The organism is Streptomyces sp. NPDC012466, from assembly GCF_042955215.1.
Lineage (GTDB): Bacteria > Actinomycetota > Actinomycetes > Streptomycetales > Streptomycetaceae > Streptomyces.
This window is the reverse complement of record NZ_JBIBEQ010000019.1, coordinates 25,581-44,717: the sequence shown is the minus strand read 5'-3', so window position 1 is coordinate 44,717 and position 19,137 is coordinate 25,581. Positions and strand designations below refer to the sequence as shown.

The following is a 19,137-nucleotide window of genomic DNA, read 5'->3' as shown; positions in this document are numbered from 1 at the left end:
CATGCCTTCCTGGGCACCACCAGTTCCCTGCTGCCCGCCCGGATCGGCTACTTCCTGAATCTGGACGGCCCCACCATGGCCGTCGACACGGCCTGCTCGTCCTCGCTCGTGGCCGTGCACCTGGCCGTCGACAGCATCCGGCGCGGCGAGTGCGCCATGGCCCTCGCGGGCGGCGTGGCCCTGATGGTCACTCCGCAGCTGCACGTCAGGGCCAGCAAGGTGGGGATGCTGTCACCACGCGGCACCTGTGTGCCGTTCGACGCCTCGGCCGACGGCACCGTGCTCGGTGAGGGTGTGGGCGCCGTGGTACTGAAGCGCCTGGACCGGGCCATCGCCGACGGCGACCACATCCACGGCGTCATCAAGGCGACCGGGGTCAACGGTGACGGCCGCACCAACGGAATCACCGCGCCGAGTGCCGTGTCCCAGGCCGGGCTGATCGCGGACGTGCACCGCAGGGCCGGGGTGACGGCCGAGGACATCGGGTACGTGGAGGCCCACGGCACCGGTACCGCGCTCGGCGACCCGATCGAGGTACGGGCGCTGACCGAGGTCTTCCGCCGCTCGACCGAGCGCAGGGGCTACTGCGGCATCGGGACCGTGAAGGCGAACATCGGACACACGACCATGGCGGCGGGGATCGCGGGCCTGCTCAAGGCGCTGCTCGCGCTGCGCCACCACGAGCTGCCGCCCATGCCCTCCTTCGGGGCGCCGAACCCGAAGACGGAGCTGGAGACCAGTCCGTTCTTCGTGGTCCGCGAGCGCCAGGAGTGGGAGCCGGGCCCCGGTGGGCAGCGGATCGCCACGGTCAGCAGCTTCGGCTTCAGCGGGACCAACGCGCACGCCGTCGTCGCCCAGGCGCCCGCACCCGAGGACCGTCCCGGCCTGCCGGAGCAGGAGCGGCTGTTCCCGGTGTCGGCCCGGGACGACGCGGCGCTGGACCGGCAGCTGCGCCGGCTCGCCGACGCCGACCTCGACGGGGTCGCTCCGGCCGATCTGGCCTTCACCCTCGGCGTGGGCCGTGCCCAGCTGCCCGTGCGGGCGGCCGTGATCGCCCGCACGGTGCCCGAACTGCGGCGGAAGCTGCGGCTGTTGGCGTCCGGTACGCAGGGTCCCGGCTGCTTCCGTACGGTGCGGGGCGGTGCCGGCCGGCCGGACGAGCTGGACAGCCGGACCCGCGCGGAACTCGCCGGCCTCGCGGGTTCCGGATCGTCGGCCGAGCGCGTCGCCGCCCTGGAACGACTGGCCGGCGCCTTCGCCGCGGGTCAGGACCTCGACTGGGCGGCGCTGCCGTACGGGGACCGGCCGCGCCGGGTTCCGCTGCCCACGTACCCCTTCGCGGGGGACCGGCACTGGATCACTCCCCCGGCCACGCCCGCGCCGGCGCCTGCCGCGCCGGCCGCCGGCCTCCCCCCGGCGTCCGCTGAGCCTGCGGCACATCCGCTGCTCGGCACCCCCGTCGGCACGCCCGGCGACCCCGACGGCGCGCGCTTCGCGGTCCCCGTACCGGCCGCGCACTGGGTGCTCGACCACCACCGGATCGGCGACCGGCCCGTCCTGCCCGGCGCCGCCGGCCTCGACCTCGCGGTGGCCGCCGCCCGGCGCTGCGGCCTGCGCGGCACCGTGCGGCTGCACGGTGTGCGGTGGCTGCGGCTGATCGACGCCGAGGCCGCCGGCACCCTGCGGCTGACCCTGACCGGTGACGGTGACGGCTACCGGTTCGCCCTCACCGCGGGCGACGACGGCGCCGTCTGCTCCAGGGGATCGCTCACGGCGGACCGGGATGCCGTCGACGACGCTCCCGAGACGCTCGATGTCGCCGGGATCACCGCCCGATGTCCCTACGAGGTGCCGGCGGACCGGTTCTACGACGACTTCCGCTCCGGCGGGATAGCGTACGGCTCGTCCTTCCGGGTCCTGGAAAAGATCACCTTCGGTGACGACGAGGTGCTCGGCACCCTGCGTGCCGCCCCGGACACCGCCGGGTTCGCTCTGCACCCGGCGCTGCTCGACGGCGCCCAGCAGACCATCGCCGCCCTGGAAGCGGGCAACGACGCCACCCTGGTGCCGTTCTCCGTCGAGACGGTGGAGGTCCTCGACGCGTCGGCCGTCCCCGCCTTCGCGCATGTCGTCCGGGAGGGCGCACACCGTTACGCCGTGCGCCTGGCCGACCGGTCCGGGCGGGTCTGCGTCCGCTACCAGGGCCTCGCCCTGCGGGAGCAGAACAACCCGGTCGACTCCATGATGTACCGGCCGGTGTGGCGTCCCGCCGCCCTTCCGCAGGCCGGGCAGGTGCCCGCCGGAGGCCGTTCGGTGGTGGTGCACACCGCCGATTCGGCCGCGCTGGCCACCGCCCTGGCGGCCCGCACCGGCGCCGACGTGGTGGCGCTGCCCGGCACGGAACCGGCGGTGACGGGCTCGTACGCGGCGCTCGAAGAGCCCCTGGACACGGTCTACTTCGTGGCCCGCACCGGCGACGCCGAGGGGCCCGCCGAGGCGGACCGCACCGCCCTGGACCTGTTCCGCCTGGTCAAGCGGCTGCTCGCCGCGGGCCGTGCCCGCGACCGCATCGCGCTGCGTATCGTCCTGGCGGGTGCCGTCCCGGCCGACGCGGACGAGCCGGTGCGCCCGCACGCCGCGGGGGTGCTCGGACTGGCCCGGGCGATCGAGTCGGAGTGCCCGCGCTGGAGCGTCGCCTGTGTCGACGTCGGCGCCGACGGCGGCAGCGCCGGCGCTGCGGAGCGGGCGGCCGAGCGGATCGTGGCCGAGCCGGGCACCGAACCGCTGGTGCTGCTGCGCGGCGACACACGCCTGGAGCGGACGTTCGAACCGCTGCGGGTCGCCGCGCCGCAGGGCATGGAACCCTTCCGCGAGGGCGGCGTGTACGTGGTCGTCGGCGGCGCCGGCGGCATCGGTTTCGCGCTGAGCCGGCTGCTCGCCCGGATCGCCCGGGCCCGCCTCGTGTGGATCGGCCGCAGCCCCGAGGGCCCCGGACACCGGGCCAAGGCCGAGGAGATCGCCGCGCTCGGCGGCCAGGTCCTGTACGTGCAGGCGGACGTCGCCGACGAGGCGGCGCTGCGCCGCGGGCTCGACGCTGTGCACGCCCGGTTCGGCCGGGTCCACGGCGTGGTGCACGCGGCGCTCGACCTGCGCGACCGCACCATCGCGCTCATGGACGAGGAGGACTTCCTCGCCGGGCTCGCGCCCAAGGTCGCCGGCGTCACCGCGTTCGCGCGGGTCTTCGGGGACGAGCCGCTGGACTTCATGCTCGTCTTCTCCTCCGCGGTCTCCTTCGTGGAGGCCGGCGGTCAGGCCAACTACGCGGCCGCGAGCACCTTCGAGGACGCGTACGTCCAATGGCTCGACCGGCGCCACGACTACCCGGTGTCCGTCGTGAACTGGGGCTTCTGGGGAAGCGTCGGCGCGGTGGCCAACGACCGGATGCGGACGGCGTTCGCCCGCCTCGGCGTCGGTTCCGTCGAGCCCGCCGAGGGCATGGCGGTGATCCGCCGGATCATCACCGGGCGGCTGCCGCAGACCCTCGCGATGAAGGCGGACCGCGCGGCCCTGCCCGCCATGGGCATCCGGGTCGCGGGGACGTCCGGGAGCGAGAATCCGGCGCCGGTGCGCCCGGCGGCCGCCTCCGCACGGCCCGCGGGCACGCAGTCCCCGGCCCCGTCGGCCGGCGGGGCCGGGCCGTCGGCCGACGCCGTGCGGTCCTACGTCGCCGGGGTGTTCGCCGAGGTCCTCAAGTACGAGACGGCGGCCCTCGACCCGGAGGCGACGTTCGAGAACTTCGGCGTCGACTCCCTCGTGAGCCTCAACATCGTCGATCGCTTCGAGCAGGACCTGGGAGACCTGCCGCAGACCCTGCTCTTCGAGTACATGACCATCGAGCAGGTCGCGGAGTACTTCCGGCGGGAGCACGGGGAACGGCTCGCCCGGGTCCTCACCCCGGCGCAGGAGCACAACCAGGAGCAGGACCCGGCGAGCCCGTCACCCGCCGGCGCCCCGGCGGCCGGGGGCCCTCAGGACCCGCCGGGCACCGTCGGGGACGACGACCTCGCGGTGTTCAGCAGGGCGCAGGAGGCGTTCGCCGAGGTCGAGGCGTTCAGCCGCGACTTGCTGCGCAGCAGCTTCCCGCTCCTGGACGGCGTGCCGCGGCCCGGCGAGACCGTCACGGCCGACGCGCTCGCGGAACGGCTCGGCGTGGTCGGCCGGCACCGCCGTCTCTTCGACGCCGCCCTGAGCATCCTGCGGTCCTGCGGCGCGGTGACCGGCGACGCAGGCACCGTCACGTTCACCGACTCCCCGGCGGCCGTCCCCCCGGACGGTGAACGCGTCGCCGCGCGCTACCCGGAGATGAGCGGTCACGTCAGGCTCCTGGAGCGCACCCTCGGCGCACTCGGCGAGGTGCTGGCGGGCCGCCGGAACCCGATGGACGTCCTCTTCCCGAAGGGCTCGGTGGCCCTGGTCGAGCCCATCTACAAGGGTCAGCCCATCGCCGACCACTACAACCGGCTGCTCGCCGAGGAAGTGGCCGCCGCCGCCCGCCGGGTACGGGCGAGCGAGGGCCGGCCGGCCCGGATACTGGAGATCGGGGCGGGCACCGGCGCCAGCTCCCGGAGCGTGCTGCCGGCCCTGGCCGCCGCGGACGCCGAGGCCCACTACTGCTACACCGACATCTCCCCGGCCTTCCTGCGCCACGGCGAGCGGGAGTTCGGCCCGACATATCCGCGACTGGTCTTCCACACCCTCGACATCTCCGACGACCCGGTGGAGCAGGGCATCGAGCCCGGCTCGTACGACGTGGTGCTCGGCACCCATGTACTGCACGCCACGCCGGACATGGAGCGCACCCTGCGCAACATCCACACCCTGCTGCGGCCGGGCGGTCTGGTGCTGGTCAACGAGATCACCCGCTTCTCCGAGTTCCTCACGCTCACCTTCGGGCTGACGACCGGCTGGTGGATGTACCAGGACGCGGAGCGCCGGCTGCCGCACTCGCCGCTGCTCGCACCGGCGCAGTGGCGGCAGATCGCGGCGACGGCGGGGCTGCGCACCGTGCGCACCCGCGGGTTGCCGGGTGTGCCCGCCGACCGGCTGGAGCAGTCCCTGGTCGTGGCGGAGCGGCCCGCCGAGCACTCCCCCGCGCGGGTGCCGGACCGGGCGGCCGGCGAGCCGTCGGCCGAGTCCGTGCGGTCCTATGTGACGGGCGTGTTCGCGGAGGTCCTCAAGTACCGGGCCGAGGAACTCGATCCGGCGGCGACCTTCGAGAACTTCGGGGTCGACTCGTTGGTGAGCCTCAACATCGTCGACCGCCTCGAACAGGACCTGGGCGATCTGCCGCAGACGCTGCTCTTCGAGTACACGAGCATCGAGCGCCTCGCCGGGTACCTGATCGCCGAACACGGACCGAAGCTCGCCTCGGTGGCGAGCGGGGAACCGGAGCCGGCCCCGGAGGCGGCCCCGGCCGCCGCAGCGGCCCGCCCGGTCCGCGCCGAGCCCGATCCCGGCACGGCGCCGCGGTCCACCGAACCGGTCGAGGGCGCACGATCCGAAGAGGAACTCAGCCCGGCCCGGCCGGCGCAGCCCGCTGAAGCCGCCGAGCCCGCGCGGGGCGCCGAGCCCGCGCCGGCCAGCGCGACGGCCGGCGGGCCGGGCGGGGACGGTGGGGCGACGACGCCCCTGGACATCGCCGTCATCGGGGTCGTGGGCCGCTACCCCGGCTCCCCCGACCTGGAGACCTTCTGGCGCAACCTGTCCGAGGGCCGCAGCTGTGTCACCGAGATCCCTTCCGAACGCTGGGACTGGCGCCGCAACTTCGACCCGGACAAGAACAGCAAGCACCGCAGCTACAGCCGCTGGGGCGGCTTCCTGCAGGACATCGAGATGTTCGACGCCCCCCTCTTCGGCATCCTGCCGCGCGACGCGGCCGACATCGATCCGCAGGAGCGGCTCTTCCTGGAGAGCTGCTGGGAACTCCTGGAGACGGCCGGCTACCTCGGCACGCACACGCACGAACCGCAGACCGGCGTCTTCGCCGGGCTGATGTACGGCGAGTACGGTCTCCTCGCGGCGGCCACCGACTGGCCCGAGGGACGGTATGCCACGGGACACTCCGCCTACTGGTCGATGGCCAACCGCGTCTCCTACACCTTCGACCTGCAGGGCCCGAGCCTCGCCGTCGACTCCGCCTGCTCGTCCGCGCTCAGCGCCATCCAGCTGGCCTGCGAGAGCCTGCGGCGCGGCGAGTGCCGGATGGCGATCGCGGGCGGTACGAACCTGATCCTGCACCCGGCGCACTTCGCGGCCCTGTGCGCCCGCAACATGCTCTCCGCCGCGGACGCCTGCCGGGTCTTCGACGCGGGTGCCGACGGCTTCGTGCCCGGCGAGGGCGCGGGCGCGGTGCTGCTCAAGCCGCTCGCGCAGGCCGAGGCCGACGGCGACACCATCTGGGGGGTCGTCAAGGGCGCGTTCAGCAACGCGGGCGGCAAGGTCAGCGGTTACACCGTGCCCAACCCCAACGCCCAGGCCCGGCTGGTGCGGCAGGCGCTGGAGCGGGCCGGTGTGCATCCGCGCACGGTGTCCTACGTGGAGACCCACGGCACCGGCACCGCCCTCGGCGACCCCATCGAACTGGGCGGTCTGACCAAGGCGTTCCGTGCCGCGGGCGCCACCGACGACGGCTACTGCGCGGTCGGGTCGGTGAAGTCCAACATCGGCCATCTGGAGGGCGCGGCCGGCATCGCCGCCGTGACCAAGGTGCTGCTCCAGCTCAAGCACCGCACCCTGGCGCCCACCATCCATCTGGACGCCCTCAACCCGAAGATCGATTTCGCGCATTCGCCGTTCCGTCCGCAGCGCACCGCCGAGCCCTGGGACCGCCCGGTCGCCGCGGTGGACGGCGCGGAGCGCAGCTGGCCACGGCGCGCCGGTATCAGCTCGTTCGGAGCGGGAGGAGCGAACGTACACATGGTGCTCGAGGAGTACACCGGCCCCGAACGGCCGGAATCGCGGGGCCAGGAGGGCGCCGCAGGTACCGAGGAGCCGGAGCTGTTCGTGCTGTCGGCGCTCGACCGGGGCACGCTCGCCGACTACGCCGGGCGCGTCGCCGACTTCGTGGCCGGGCCCGACGGGGCACGCGTCCCGCTCGCCGACCTGGCGCACACCAGCAGGGTCGGGCGGCGCGAGCTGCCCGAGCGGCTCGCCGTGACCGCCACCTCGCACAGCCAGCTCGCCTCGCGCCTGCGGGAATTCGCCGACGGCGCGGAGGCGGGCGAGGGCGTCGTCGTCGGCACGGCCCGCAAAGGCAACCCCGGTGCCGGGCTCGGTGCCGACGAACTCGCCGCCGCCCTGGCCGCCCGCGACTGGGCGGCCACGGCGGAGCACTGGACGTCCGGCGGCCGGCTCGACTGGCGGCCTGCGGACGCCGGGCGCCGGGTCCGCAGGGTCGCGTTCCCGACGTACCCCTTCCGCCGCAGCCGCCACTGGATCACGTCCGACCCGCACCACCTGGCCCCGGAACTGCCCCGTACCGCGGCCGCCGGGCACCCCGCGCCGACGTCCCCTGCCCCCGAGGGTGCCATCGCCGTGCCCGTCCCCTCCGAGCCCGTCGTCGGGGCGCCGGATCCGGTCACCGCCGGCAGCGCAGGACCGCAGGCCGACTTCGCGGCGTCGGCGGCCCGGGCGCCGCTACCGGTCGCCGCGGAGATCCCCGGCCCCGAGCCCGTCACCGTCACGCAGGCCCCCGCGCCCGCCCGCACCGCACACCTCCCGGGCGCGCAAGCCGTCGGCGTGCCGGCGGGTGAGGGGGACGAGGAGGAGGACACGGCGGCAGCCGACGTCACCGTGGAGCGGGCCGCCACTCATCCCGCGCTCGCCCTCGCGGCGCACCACCGGATCTCCGGCGCCCGCTGGGTGCCCGGGGTGGCGCTCCTGGAACTGGCGCGGGAGGCGTGTCCCGGTGCCGGGGACGCCACCGGCGTCGGGTTCCCCTTCCGGCTGGGGTCCGTGCGGTGGCTGACGCCGGTCGACCTGGACGGCGGTACCGACCGCGTGACGCTCGGCTTCACCAAGGGCGACGGCGGGACGGCGTTCCGGATCACCGCGGGCGGCCCCACCGGCGCCGCCGTCGCCCGGGGAAGCCTCACCGAGGGCCCCGGCGCCGCGGACGCCGACGTGGACCTGGCCGCGACTCGCGACCGCTGTACCGGGCGGCCCACGGTCTGCGAGTTCTACGACGCGTTCGCGGGCGCGGGCCTGGAGTACGGCCGCCCCCTGCGCACCGTCGCGGAACTGTGGACCGGCGCCGGCGAGTGCCTGGCCCGGCTGAGCCTGAGCCGCCTGATGCGCCGCTCGGGCCCCGCCCACGCTCTGCACCCCGCTCTGCTCGACGGCGCGCTTCAGGCGGTGTCGAGCCTGTGCGCGGCGGACGAGTCGTATCTGCCCGTCGGCATCCAGGAGGTACGGGCGCACGGCCCGGTGCCGGCGGACAGCTGGGCCTACATCAGGGAGGTCACGGCCGACGGCGGCGGGACGGGCGGGCGGCGCCGGTTCGACATCCGCATCACCGACGGCTCCGGGCATGTCCTGCAAGCCGTGGACGGGCTGGAGATCGCGCCGCGGCCGGGCGGCGCCGCTGCCCCGACCCGCACCCGTTACCTGGCGCCCGTGTGGAGGCCCGCGCCGCTGCCCGAGGAAACGCGGGCACCGGCGACGGTGCTTGTGTGCGGCGCCGACACACCCCGGCGCCTGGAACTGGCCGAACGGCTGGCGGCCACCGGCAGCACCGTGGTGTGCGCGGCCGACGGCCCGCGCTTCGACCGCGACGACACCGGCCACCGGCCCGCGTACTCCCTGCCCGCCGCCGACCCGGCGGAACACACGCGCCTGATCGAGGATCTCGCCGGACGCGGACTGCTGCCGGACGCCGTCGTGCATCTGGCCGACGAACCGTCCGCCGGCGGCACGCCCGAACAGGCACTCGGCGACGGGGCGTCGGCGCTGCCGTTCGTCCTGTGGTCGGCGGTGGCCGTGCTGGCCCGCCCCGAACGCCCCGGCCTGCGGGTCGTGTTCGCCCATCGTGCGGGCCCCCGCGGCGCCGCGCCCCTGCACACCGCCGTGGGGGCCACCCTGCGGACGCTGAGCCTGGAGCACAGCGCGTTCACCGGCGTACGCGTCGAGCTGCCCGCGGACGGTGCCGGCGCGGACGCGGTCGTGGCCGAGCTGCACGCCGCACGCCCGGGCGCCGCCGAGGTCTCCTATGCCGCCGACGGCACCCGCAGCGAGAAGAGCCTGGAACCGTTCGAGCCGCCGGCCGGTGGCCTGTGCGACGTCACGCTCCGCGCGGGCGGCACGTACCTGATCACCGGCGGCACGGGGGCGCTCGGGCTGCACTTCGCGGCGTACCTGGCCGAGCGGGCCACGGACGCCACGATCGTGCTGGTCGGCCGCTCGCGGCCGAGCGACGAGGCCGCCCACCGCATCGCCGAACTGAACGGCGGCGGGGTCCGGGTGCTGCACCGGCCCGCCGACCTGCGGGACGCGGAGTCCCTGGAGCGCCTGGTGGCCTCGGTCGTCGAGGAGTTCGGGCCGCTGCGCGGTGTGCTGCACTCGGCGGGCGTGACCCGCGACGCCCGCGCCGTGAAGAAGACGGCGCGGGAACTCGACGAGGTCCTCGCACCGAAGGTCTCCGGCACGGTGCACCTGGACGAGGCGACCGCGGACCAGCCGCTGGACTTCTTCGTGCTGTTCTCCTCGATGTCCGGCGAGTCGGGCAACCTGGGGCAGGCCGACTACGCGTACGCCAACGCGTTCCTCAACGCCTTCGCCGCCCGCCGCGAGGGCCTGCGCGCGACCGGGCTGCGGTCCGGGCGCAGCCTGTCGATCGGCTGGCCGCTGTGGGCGGACGGCGGGATGACGGTGGACGACGCCACCCGTGAACTCTTCGCCCGTGCCTACGACATGGTGCCGCTGAGCACGCGTGCGGGTCTTCAGGCGTTCGTGCGCGGGCTCGCCACCGACCTGCCCTCCCTGTGCGTGGTGGAGTCGCTGGGGCGGCGGGAGGAGCCGGCGCCGGCCACGGAGCCCCGCACGGCCCCCGCGCCCCGGGAACAGGCGGTCGTGGACGAGGCGGCGCTGCGCGGGCTCGTGGAGCACGAGGCGCGGGTGCTCGCCTCCGGGTTCCTGCTCGTGGACCCCTCGGAGGTCGATGTCTCGGCGGAGCTGCTCGAGCTGGGCTTCGACTCGATCACGCTCACCGAGCTGGTCAACAAGGTCAACGAGCGCTTCGGCCTCGACCTCCTGCCCACCGTCCTGTTCGAGTGTCCGGACCTGGCCTCGTTCGCCGACTACCTGACGCGGCACCACGCCGCCGAGCTGGCGGGGCACTACGCGCCGCGGGGCGGGAACCAGGAGCATCGTGCGGACCCGCCCGAGGCGCGGATCGCGTCCGCGAGCGCACCCGGCACCGCGCCGGCTCCCGAACCGGCCCCGGCCCCGGAGCCGGCCACCGTCACCGCGCCGGCCACCGTCCCCACGCCGGCCGTACCGGTGATCGCGGAAGGCCCGGCCCGCGCCCCCGTACCCGTCGCGGCCGCCGCGGCGCGGGCGGTCGAGCGGGCGGAGATCGCCGTGATCGGGATCGCCGGCACGTTCCCCGGTTCTGCGGACGTCGACGAGTTCTGGGACCATCTCGCCGCCGGCACCGACCTGGTGCGGCCGGTGCCCGAGGACCGCACCGCGATCCGCGCCAACCCGGCCACCCGTGATCTGCTCGGCGGGTTCCTGGACCGCGTCGACACCTTCGACGCCCGCCTCTTCGGCATCTCGCCGAACGAGGCCGCCCTGATGGATCCGCAGCAGCGGCTCTTCCTCCAGACGGCCTGGCGCGTCTTCGAGGACGCGGGCTACCGGCCGGCCGACCTCGCGGGCACCCCGTGCGGGCTCTTCGTCGGCGTCGCCACCCATGACTACGACGACCTGCTCAAGGAGAGCGGCATCGCGGTCCAGGCCCACACCGCCACCGGCATCGCCCACTCCGTGCTCGCCAACCGGGTCTCGTACCTGCTCGACCTGCACGGCCCCAGCGAGGCTGTGGACACGGCGTGTTCCAGCTCCCTGGTCGCCATCCACCGCGCCCTGCGGGCCATGCAGGACGGCGAGTGCGAACTGGCCGTCGCGGGCGGGGTCAACGTCATCCTGACGCCCGGCCTGCTGGAGTCGTTCCGCCAGTCGGGCATGCTCAGCCCGGACGGCCGCTGCAAGACCTTCGACGCCGACGCCGACGGCTATGTCCGGGGCGAGGGCGTCGGCGCGGTGCTCCTGAAGCCGCTGGCCCGGGCCGAGGCCGACGGCGACCACATCTACGCGGTGGTCAAGGGCACCGCCGTCAATCACGGCGGCCGCAGCAACTCGCTGACCGCGCCCAACCCCGAGGCACAGGCCCGGGTCGTGGCCGCCGCCGTGCGCGAGGCACGCGTCGCACCCGACACGATCACCTACGTCGAGGCGCACGGGACCGGTACCCGGCTCGGGGACCCGATCGAGATCGAGGGTCTGAAGAAGGCGTTCACCACGCTGCACGAGGAGCGCGGCGAGAGCGTGCCGCGCACCGGCCGGATCGCACTCGGGGCGGTGAAGACCAACATCGGGCACCTGGAGACGGCCGCCGGGATCGCGGGCGTCCTCAAGGTGGTGCAGGCCATGCGTCACCGGGAGTTGCCCGCGAGCCTGCATCTGACGCGGCTCAGCCCGTATCTGCGGCTCGACGGCACACCGTTCCGGGTCAACGACCGCCACCACCCGTGGCAGCCCGCGATCACGGCCGAGGGCCGGCCCGTGCTGCGCGCCGGGGTCAGCTCGTTCGGCTTCGGTGGCTCGAACGCCCATGTCGTGCTCGAGGCGTACCCGGCGCGGACCGCGCCCGCTGTTCAGGACTTCACCCCGCACACCGTGCCGCTGTCCGCGGGCGACCCGGACGACCTGCGCGCCTACGCGGCACGGATCGCCCGGCACCTGGCCCGTACGCCGGAGGCCGATCTGGCGCGGGTCGCGTACACCTTGCAGACGGGCCGGACCGGGCACCGGTGCCGCTTCGCCGTGCGGGTGCGGGATCGCGACGAACTGATCGGCGCCCTGGAGTCGTACGCCCGCGGGGACCTGCCGGCCCACGCGGTGACCGGTACCGCCCGCCGGGACGCGCCCGGGGCTCGCGGCGACGAGGATCCCGCGCTGCTGCAGAAGCTGTGGTGCGAGGGCGCCGAGGTGCCGTGGGGCGCTTCGTGGCCGTCGCCCCCCGGCCGGATCCCGCTGCCCACGGCCCCGTTCGCCCGCACCCGCCACTGGTTCCGTGCCCCGGACGCGGAAGCGGCGCCGGTGTCCGGCGAGCCCGCCGCGCCGGTCACCGGAGGGTCCGCCGCCCCCGGGTCGGCGCCGGTGGCGGCCCCCGTGGCCGCACCCGTACCCGTGGCCGCACCCGTACCCGTGGCCGCACCCGTCCGCGACGAGCCGGTGCCGAGCTCCGTCCGCCCCAACCACTCCGTCTCCCGTTCAGGGGCCGGCAAGGAGGCCGTCATGACAGCCCGCAGTTCCACGCCGCCGACGCGCAGCGGCCCGAGAATCCGCCTCGTGTCGCCGGTGGGCGCCGTCGCGAGCGCCCCGCCGGCTCCGGCGGCGCCGGCTCCGGCACCGGACCCGGTACGCGCCGACACGCCGCCCGCGCCCCGGCCCGGGGCACCAGCCACCGTCCCCGCCACCACCACCGCGACGACGGCCACCGCCACGACCACGGCCACGGCCACGGCCACCATCGTCGACCTGCTGCGCGGTGAGCTGTCCACGATCCTGGGCATGCCGCCCGAGGAGGTCGACAACGACACCCCCTTCGGGGAGTTGGGGCTCGACTCCATCTACCGCATGGACCTCGTCCGCACGCTCAACGAGACCTTCGGCCTGGAGCTGAAGGCCGCGGAGCTCTACAGCTACGACACGGTCGACAAGCTCACCGCCTTCGTCTCGCCCCTGTGCGGCGCGGCCGAGCCCGTCGCCGCCAAGGCGACGTCGTCCTCCGCCGCGCCGCTGGAAGATCTGGTCCAGGAGGTCATCGAGCGCGAACTCGGGCGCCCGGCCGACCCCGCCCTGACCTTCGTCGACAACGGCTTCGGCTCCTTCGACATGCTGCGGGTCGTCGCCGCCCTGGAGCGGGTCTTCGGCGCCCTGCGCAAGACGCTGCTCTTCGACCACCCCACGGTCGGGGCGCTCGCCGCTCATCTCGCCGAGACGCACGGGCCGGACGCCGCACGGCAGCCGGCGGCGGCCTCCCAGGACGCGCCCCGGCCCGCCCTGGCGCGCGAACCGTACACCGGCGGGGCGCTGGTCGTGGAGAAGACGGCCCTGGCCGGACAGCCGGACATCGCGGGCACGGTGGCCGGACTGGAGGCCGAGTACGGCCGCGAGGGCGGTCTGCCGGGCCGCGACATCGCCCCCCTGATCTTCCTGGGGGCGAGCCGCACGGCGTACTTCAACTTCTCCATCCGCGACGACGCCATGCTCACCTGGAGCTACGTCGGTCCGACCGAGGAGATGCCCGCCCTGGCCGCGGAGTTCGTGCGCTACGGGCAGGCACACGGCCTGGCCGCGAACATCGTCTCGCTGATCCGCCTGGAGGAGGCGGACGGCGTCCGGTTCACCGCCACCCCCTTCGGCGCACTGCAACGCCTGGAGGACATCACGGACTTCAGCCTCGAGGGCGGCCCGATGCAGCGGCTGCGCTACGCGGTCCGCAAGTTCGAGAAGGCGGGCGCGTGCCGTACCGAGGAGTACAGGGTCGGCTCGGACCCGGGCGTTGACCAGGAGATCACCACGCTGATCGACCGCTGGTCCGCGGCCAAGGAGATGGTGAACCCGTACGTCTCCACCGTCCGGGACGAGATCGGGCGCGGCATCCTCGCCGAACGGCACCGGATGTTCCTGACCTACCTCGACGAACGCATGGTCAGCGCCGTCATCGTCACCAAGATCCCGTCCGAGGACGGGTACCTGCTCGACCTCGAGTTCTACCCGGAGGACGCCCCGCTCGGCAGTCTCGACTACACGGTGGTGCGGATCATCCGGCAGACCGCGCAGGAGGGCTGCACCGTCTTCAGCTTCGGCGGCAGCTTCGGCGCCAAGGTCTGCGAGTCGCCCAACGCCGCACCGGAGGCCGAGGCGGCCCTCACCGAGCTGCGCTCGCGCGGCATCTTCACCGGTGACGGCAACCTGCGTTTCAAGAACAAGTTCCGCACGCGGAACCTGCCGTTGTACCTGTGTCAGCCCGCGGACGCGGAGCGCACCGACGTCTCCCGGCTGATCCTCATGATCGCCGACCCCGACGTGGGCGGTGACCGCACGTCGGCGGCCCCGGCGCCCCGCGCCACGGCCGAGGCGCCATCGGCCGTCCCGGCGGCCGAGTCCGTGCCCGCCGACGCCCTGCCCGCGGCCCGTCCGGCCCCGGTGTCACCGGCGCAGGCCCGGCCGGCCGCCACCGCTGCTCCGGTCGCCGAGTCGGTTCCCGCCGACGCCCGCCGCCGGGAGCGGCAGCTGTCGGACCGCGGCTGGAATCCGCTCCACCTGGCCTCCGCCGAGGTCGAGTTCGATCTGATCACCGACTCCTGGGCCGAACTCGACCGTCCCTTCGTGCACGCGCGGACCGAGCGGCTGCGCGCCGCGGCCGCCACTCGGGCCGTGGGACAGACGCTCGAAGGGCTCGACCTGCTGCCGTTCTCCTGTGTCGTGGCCACCACGTCCGGGCGGGCCGCGGAGGCGGCGCTGTGCCGGGCCTGGCCGCAGCAGGGCGTCGTGGTGCACAACTCGCTCTTCCCGACCTGGTACTTCAGCCACCTCGACCACGGGTTCACCCCCGTCGCGGCCCGCCGCGCGGCGAGCGCGGACGACGGTGTCTTCCGCGGTGACCTCGACCTCGGCCATCTGCAGAGCCTGCTCGCCGAGCACACCGGCCGGATCGCGTTCCTGTGCGTGGAGGTCAGCAACAACGCCCAGGGCGGGGCCGCGCTCAGCCTGCACAACCTCACCGGCATCCGGGAGGCCGCCGACCGGCACGGCCTGCAACTCGTCCTGGACGCCACCCGGGTCCTGGACAACGCCGCGCTGATCGCCGCGCACGAGCCGGGCCAGACCGGCCGCGACCCGCTGGACGTGGCGCGTGAACTGCTGTCCCTCGCCGACAGCGTCACCATCAGCCTCTCCAAGGACTTCGGGGTGGACAGCGGGGGGATCGTCGCCACCGACGACCCGACCGTCGCCCACCATCTGCGGGAGCGGATCGCACTGCGCGGCCCGGAGGCGGGGCGCGGCGCCCGCGCGCTGGCCGCCGCCGCACTCGACGACCTCGACTGGGCCGCCACCGCGACCGGTGAACGGGTCCGGCGCGTGGCGGACCTGCGGCGGGCCCTGGCCGAGGCCGGTGCCCCGGTCGTCGAAGGCGCGGGCACGCACTGCGTGCTCCTGGACACGGCACGCCTGAGTGCGCTGCGCGGCCACGAGCACCCCGTGCCGGCCTTCCTCGCGTGGCTCTATCTGCACACCGGCGTCCGCGCCGCCGCGCATCTGGACGGCGGCCCCGGCACCTCGGCCCTGGTCCGGCTGGCGCTGCCGGTCGGCCTCGGGCAGGAGGAGACCGACGAGCTCACCCGCCGGCTCACGGCGCTGTTCGCGGCCCCGCAGCGGATACCGGAGCTGCTGCTCGCAGCCGGCGCCGACGGCCCCGCCCCGCTGGCCACGTACCACCCGGCGGAGCAGGTGCCCGACGACATCCGGGAAGCGATGGCCGAGGGCCACACCGCCGAGAACGACAACTGGGCGGTGCTGCGCGAGCACCACCCCGGTGTCGAGCGGCTGCTGCTGCGGCTGCCGCAGGGCGAGGGCGGCGGCGACGTCGAGGTGTTCACCGCGGGCACCGGTCCCGTGCTGCTCCTGATGCTGCCGTTCAACATCGGCGCCGGACTGTTCGGGCCCCAGTTCGCGGCCCTCAGCGAGCGCTACCGGGTGATCGTCGTCCACCACCCGGGCGTCGGCGACACCACCGCTTGCGAGGAGCTGAGTTACGAGGGCATCGCGGATCTGTGCCGGCGGACGCTGAAACGGCTCGGCGTCGACGGCCCGGTGCACGTGGCCGGGGCGTCGTTCGGCGGGATCACCGCCCAGACGTTCGCGCTGCGCCACCCGGAGGCCACCGCGACGCTGACCCTCATCGGCAGTTCGTACAAGCTCGGCAACCGGGCCGGGGAGGTCAACCGGCTCGCCGTGGTGGCGCGGGAGGACTTCGACCGGGTGCAGGCGCACAGCGGTTCCTCTCGACTCGAGCGTGAACGCGCCCGCTACGAGCGGTTGCTGCTGCGCTGCGAAAGCATGGATCCGCAGACCGGGCTGCGCTACCTGGACGTGTTCGCCGCCGCCCCCGACCTGCTCGGGCGGCTCGGTGACATCGCCGTACCCACGCTGATCGTGCAGGGCCGGCACGACACCGTCATCCCGCAGAAGACGGCCCACCTGCTGCACGGTGCCATCCCCGACGCCCGCTACCACGAGGTTCCCGACGCCGGGCACTTCCCGAGCCTGTCGAGCTCCGACGAGTTCAACGCCGTCCTGACCGCCTTCCTCGAGGAGTTCCCGGCATGACCATCACCTCGAAGCCCGGCCTCAGGCCCGGCTCCACCCGGTCCGTCACGGTGCGGCCCGGCATGTGCGGCCCCGGCTCCCTGTTCGTCGGCCAGCTCGGCGACTGGACCTGGGAGACCGTCAGCGCCCAGTGCGACACCGACGTGTTCGCGGCCCGTGACGCCGACGGCAACCCCACCTACCTGGCGTTCTACTACTTCCGGGTGCGCGGCGGCCGGGCGCTGCACCCGGGCGCCCTCACCTTCGGCGACCGTCTCACGGTGACCTCCGGCTGCTACGACCAGGGCACCGAGTCGGTGCTCACGCTGCACCGGATCGACCGGGCCGGCGCCCCGGAAGCCGAGCGGCCGCTGGATCTGCACGAGTTCTACGAGCAGCCGCGGGACGGTTCCCTGTACGTGGAGAACTTCAACCGCTGGGTGACGCGCTCGGCACCGGGCAGCAACGAGGGCCTGGTGAAGTCCTCACCGCCCGGGTTCCGCAACGACGGGCTGCCGCGGTTGCCCGCCGCGTACTCGCCGCGCGCCGTGTACCGCGAGGCACGCACCGCGCACACCTTCCGCGACCTGGCCGAGCCCGGTTTCCGGCTGCTGGAGGAGACCGTCGAGGTCGAGCACCCGGTGGACATCGTGCGCGACGTCAACGGGGTCGGGCTGCTCTATTTCGCCTCGTACTTCTCCATGGTCGACAAGGCCGCGCTCGCGCTGTGGCACCGGCTGGGCCGTTCCGACCGGGCGTTCCTGCGCCGGATCGTGGTCGACCAGCAGATGTGCTACCTCGGCAACGCCGACCTGGACTCGGTGCTGATCCTCAGCGCCCGCGTGAGGGCCGGCACGGCGGAGCCCGGCGAGGAACTCGTCGACGTCGTCATCCGCGACCGCGACAGCGGGCGCGTCATCGCCGTCAGCACGCTGCACACCCTGCACGACGCTCACGACCCCGAGGGGGAAGCATGACCCAGGCACCGATGGACGTGCGGGCGGAGACGGCCCGGCTCGTCCGTGAGGTCGTCACCGAGATCCTGCCCGGTGTGGACCCCGAGCTCATCGGCGGCACACGGCACTTGAAAGACCTGGGTGCGGACTCCGTGGACCGGGTGGAGATCATCGCGGCGCTGCTCGACCGGACCGGCGTGGACCGCCCGATGTCCGATTTCAGCGACCTGCCCCATATCGACAGCCTCATCGACTTCCTGAGCGGAGCCCTGCGATGACCACGACCGACGCCGGACGGGCGTACGGCATCGAGGCGTTGAACGTGTGGTGCGGTCTGGCCCGCCTCTCCGCCGCCGACCTCTTCGCCGGCCGCGGGCTCGATCCCCAGCGCATCGACAACCTGATGATGTCGGAGCGCTCCATCGGCCTGCCCATCGAGGACCCGGTCACCAACGCCGTCAACGCGGCGCGCCCGCTCGTCGAAGCCCTGGCCCCCGAGGAGCGCGACCGGATCGAGCTGGTGGTGACGTCCACCGAGTCGGGCGTCGACTACAGCAAGTCCCTCACCTCGTACGTCCACAAGTACCTGGGCCTGAACCGCCACTGCCGCCTCATCGAGGTCAAGCAGGCCTGCTTCGGGGCCACCGCGGCCGTGCAGACCGCGCTCGGCTATCTCGCCTCGGGCATCTCGCCCGGGGCGAAGGCCCTGGTGATCGCCACCGATGTGGCGGTCGTGGACGAGAAGGCCGAGTATTCCGAGCCCGCGGCGGGGCACGGCGCGGCGGCGATGCTGCTGAGCGACCGGCCCCGCGTTCTGACCGTGGACCTCGGCGCGTTCGGCAACTACAGCTACGAGACGCTGGACTCGGCCCGGCCCTCGCCCCGCTTCGACATCGCCGACGTCGACCGCTCGCTGTTCGCGTACCTCGATTGCCTGAAGAACGCCTATGCCGACTACACGACGCGCGTCGCGGACGTGGACTTCACCCGTGACTTCGACCATCTCGTCATGCACACCCCGTTCGCCGGCCTGGTCAAGGCCGGGCACCGCAAGATGATGCGCGAGCAGGGGGTGGGAGGGGCACTGGCCGACGAGGACTTCGCCCGCCGGGTGGCGCCGTCCCTGATCTATCCCGGAGCGGTCGGCAACCTGTGCTCTGGTTCGGTGTACCTGGCACTGGCCAGCCTCCTCGACTCGGGTGTCGTGACCACACCGCGCCGGGTGGGCCTGTTCTCGTACGGCTCCGGCTGCTCCTCGGAGTTCTTCAGCGGGATCGTCGACGAGAGCTCCGCCGCGGCCGTCGCCGAGCAGGGCATCGGCAAGCGTCTGGAGGCCCGGGCCCGGATCAGCTTCGAGGAGTACCTGGCGGTCCTGGAGCACAACCTCGAGTGCCTGGTGCCGGTCGAGAACCGCACGGTGGACCCGGCTCCCTGGGAGCCGCTGCTGGCGCGGGTCGGCGACCGCCCGGAGATCCTCACCTTCACCGGCGTCAAGGACTACCACCGGCAGTACGCGTGGCGTTGA

The 19,137-nt window shown here is 74.1% G+C and carries 4 protein-coding genes (1 of these 4 cut by a window edge); all 4 read left to right on the top strand.

The window, feature by feature from the left end; translation table 11 throughout:
- Tightly spaced (each overlapping or abutting the next), the 4 genes in view from ACFY9E_RS39725 to ACFY9E_RS39710 form a layout consistent with a single transcriptional unit that may run on beyond the window.
- Positions 1 to 16,677 carry the 3' portion of an SDR family NAD(P)-dependent oxidoreductase gene (locus tag ACFY9E_RS39725; protein WP_390993459.1) on the top strand. The gene continues 5,601 nt to the left of window position 1, outside the view, so the window shows 16,677 of its 22,278 coding nt (coding positions 5,602–22,278); its start codon lies beyond the left edge, outside the window; its stop codon occupies positions 16,675 to 16,677.
- Complete coding sequence (locus tag ACFY9E_RS39720; RefSeq protein WP_390993457.1) at positions 16,674 to 17,633, top strand: LnmK family bifunctional acyltransferase/decarboxylase; 960 nt, start codon at positions 16,674 to 16,676, stop codon at positions 17,631 to 17,633. The genes ACFY9E_RS39725 and ACFY9E_RS39720 overlap by 4 nt, the downstream gene beginning before the upstream one ends.
- Complete coding sequence (locus ACFY9E_RS39715; RefSeq protein ID WP_390993455.1) at positions 17,630 to 17,890, top strand: phosphopantetheine-binding protein; 261 nt, start codon at positions 17,630 to 17,632, stop codon at positions 17,888 to 17,890. Before ACFY9E_RS39720 ends, ACFY9E_RS39715 begins: the two co-directional genes overlap by 4 nt.
- Complete coding sequence (locus tag ACFY9E_RS39710; protein WP_390993453.1) at positions 17,887 to 19,137, top strand: hydroxymethylglutaryl-CoA synthase; 1,251 nt, start codon at positions 17,887 to 17,889, stop codon at positions 19,135 to 19,137. Before ACFY9E_RS39715 ends, ACFY9E_RS39710 begins: the two co-directional genes overlap by 4 nt.

Excerpts from the sequence above, each read along its gene's own strand:
- ACFY9E_RS39720 (WP_390993457.1), top strand. The coding sequence starts at position 16,674 with ATGACCATCACCTCGAAGCCCGGCCTCAGGCCCGGCTCCACCCGGTCC.
- ACFY9E_RS39715 (WP_390993455.1), top strand. The coding sequence starts at position 17,630 with ATGACCCAGGCACCGATGGACGTGCGGGCGGAGACGGCCCGGCTCGTC.
- ACFY9E_RS39710 (WP_390993453.1), top strand. The coding sequence starts at position 17,887 with ATGACCACGACCGACGCCGGACGGGCGTACGGCATCGAGGCGTTGAAC.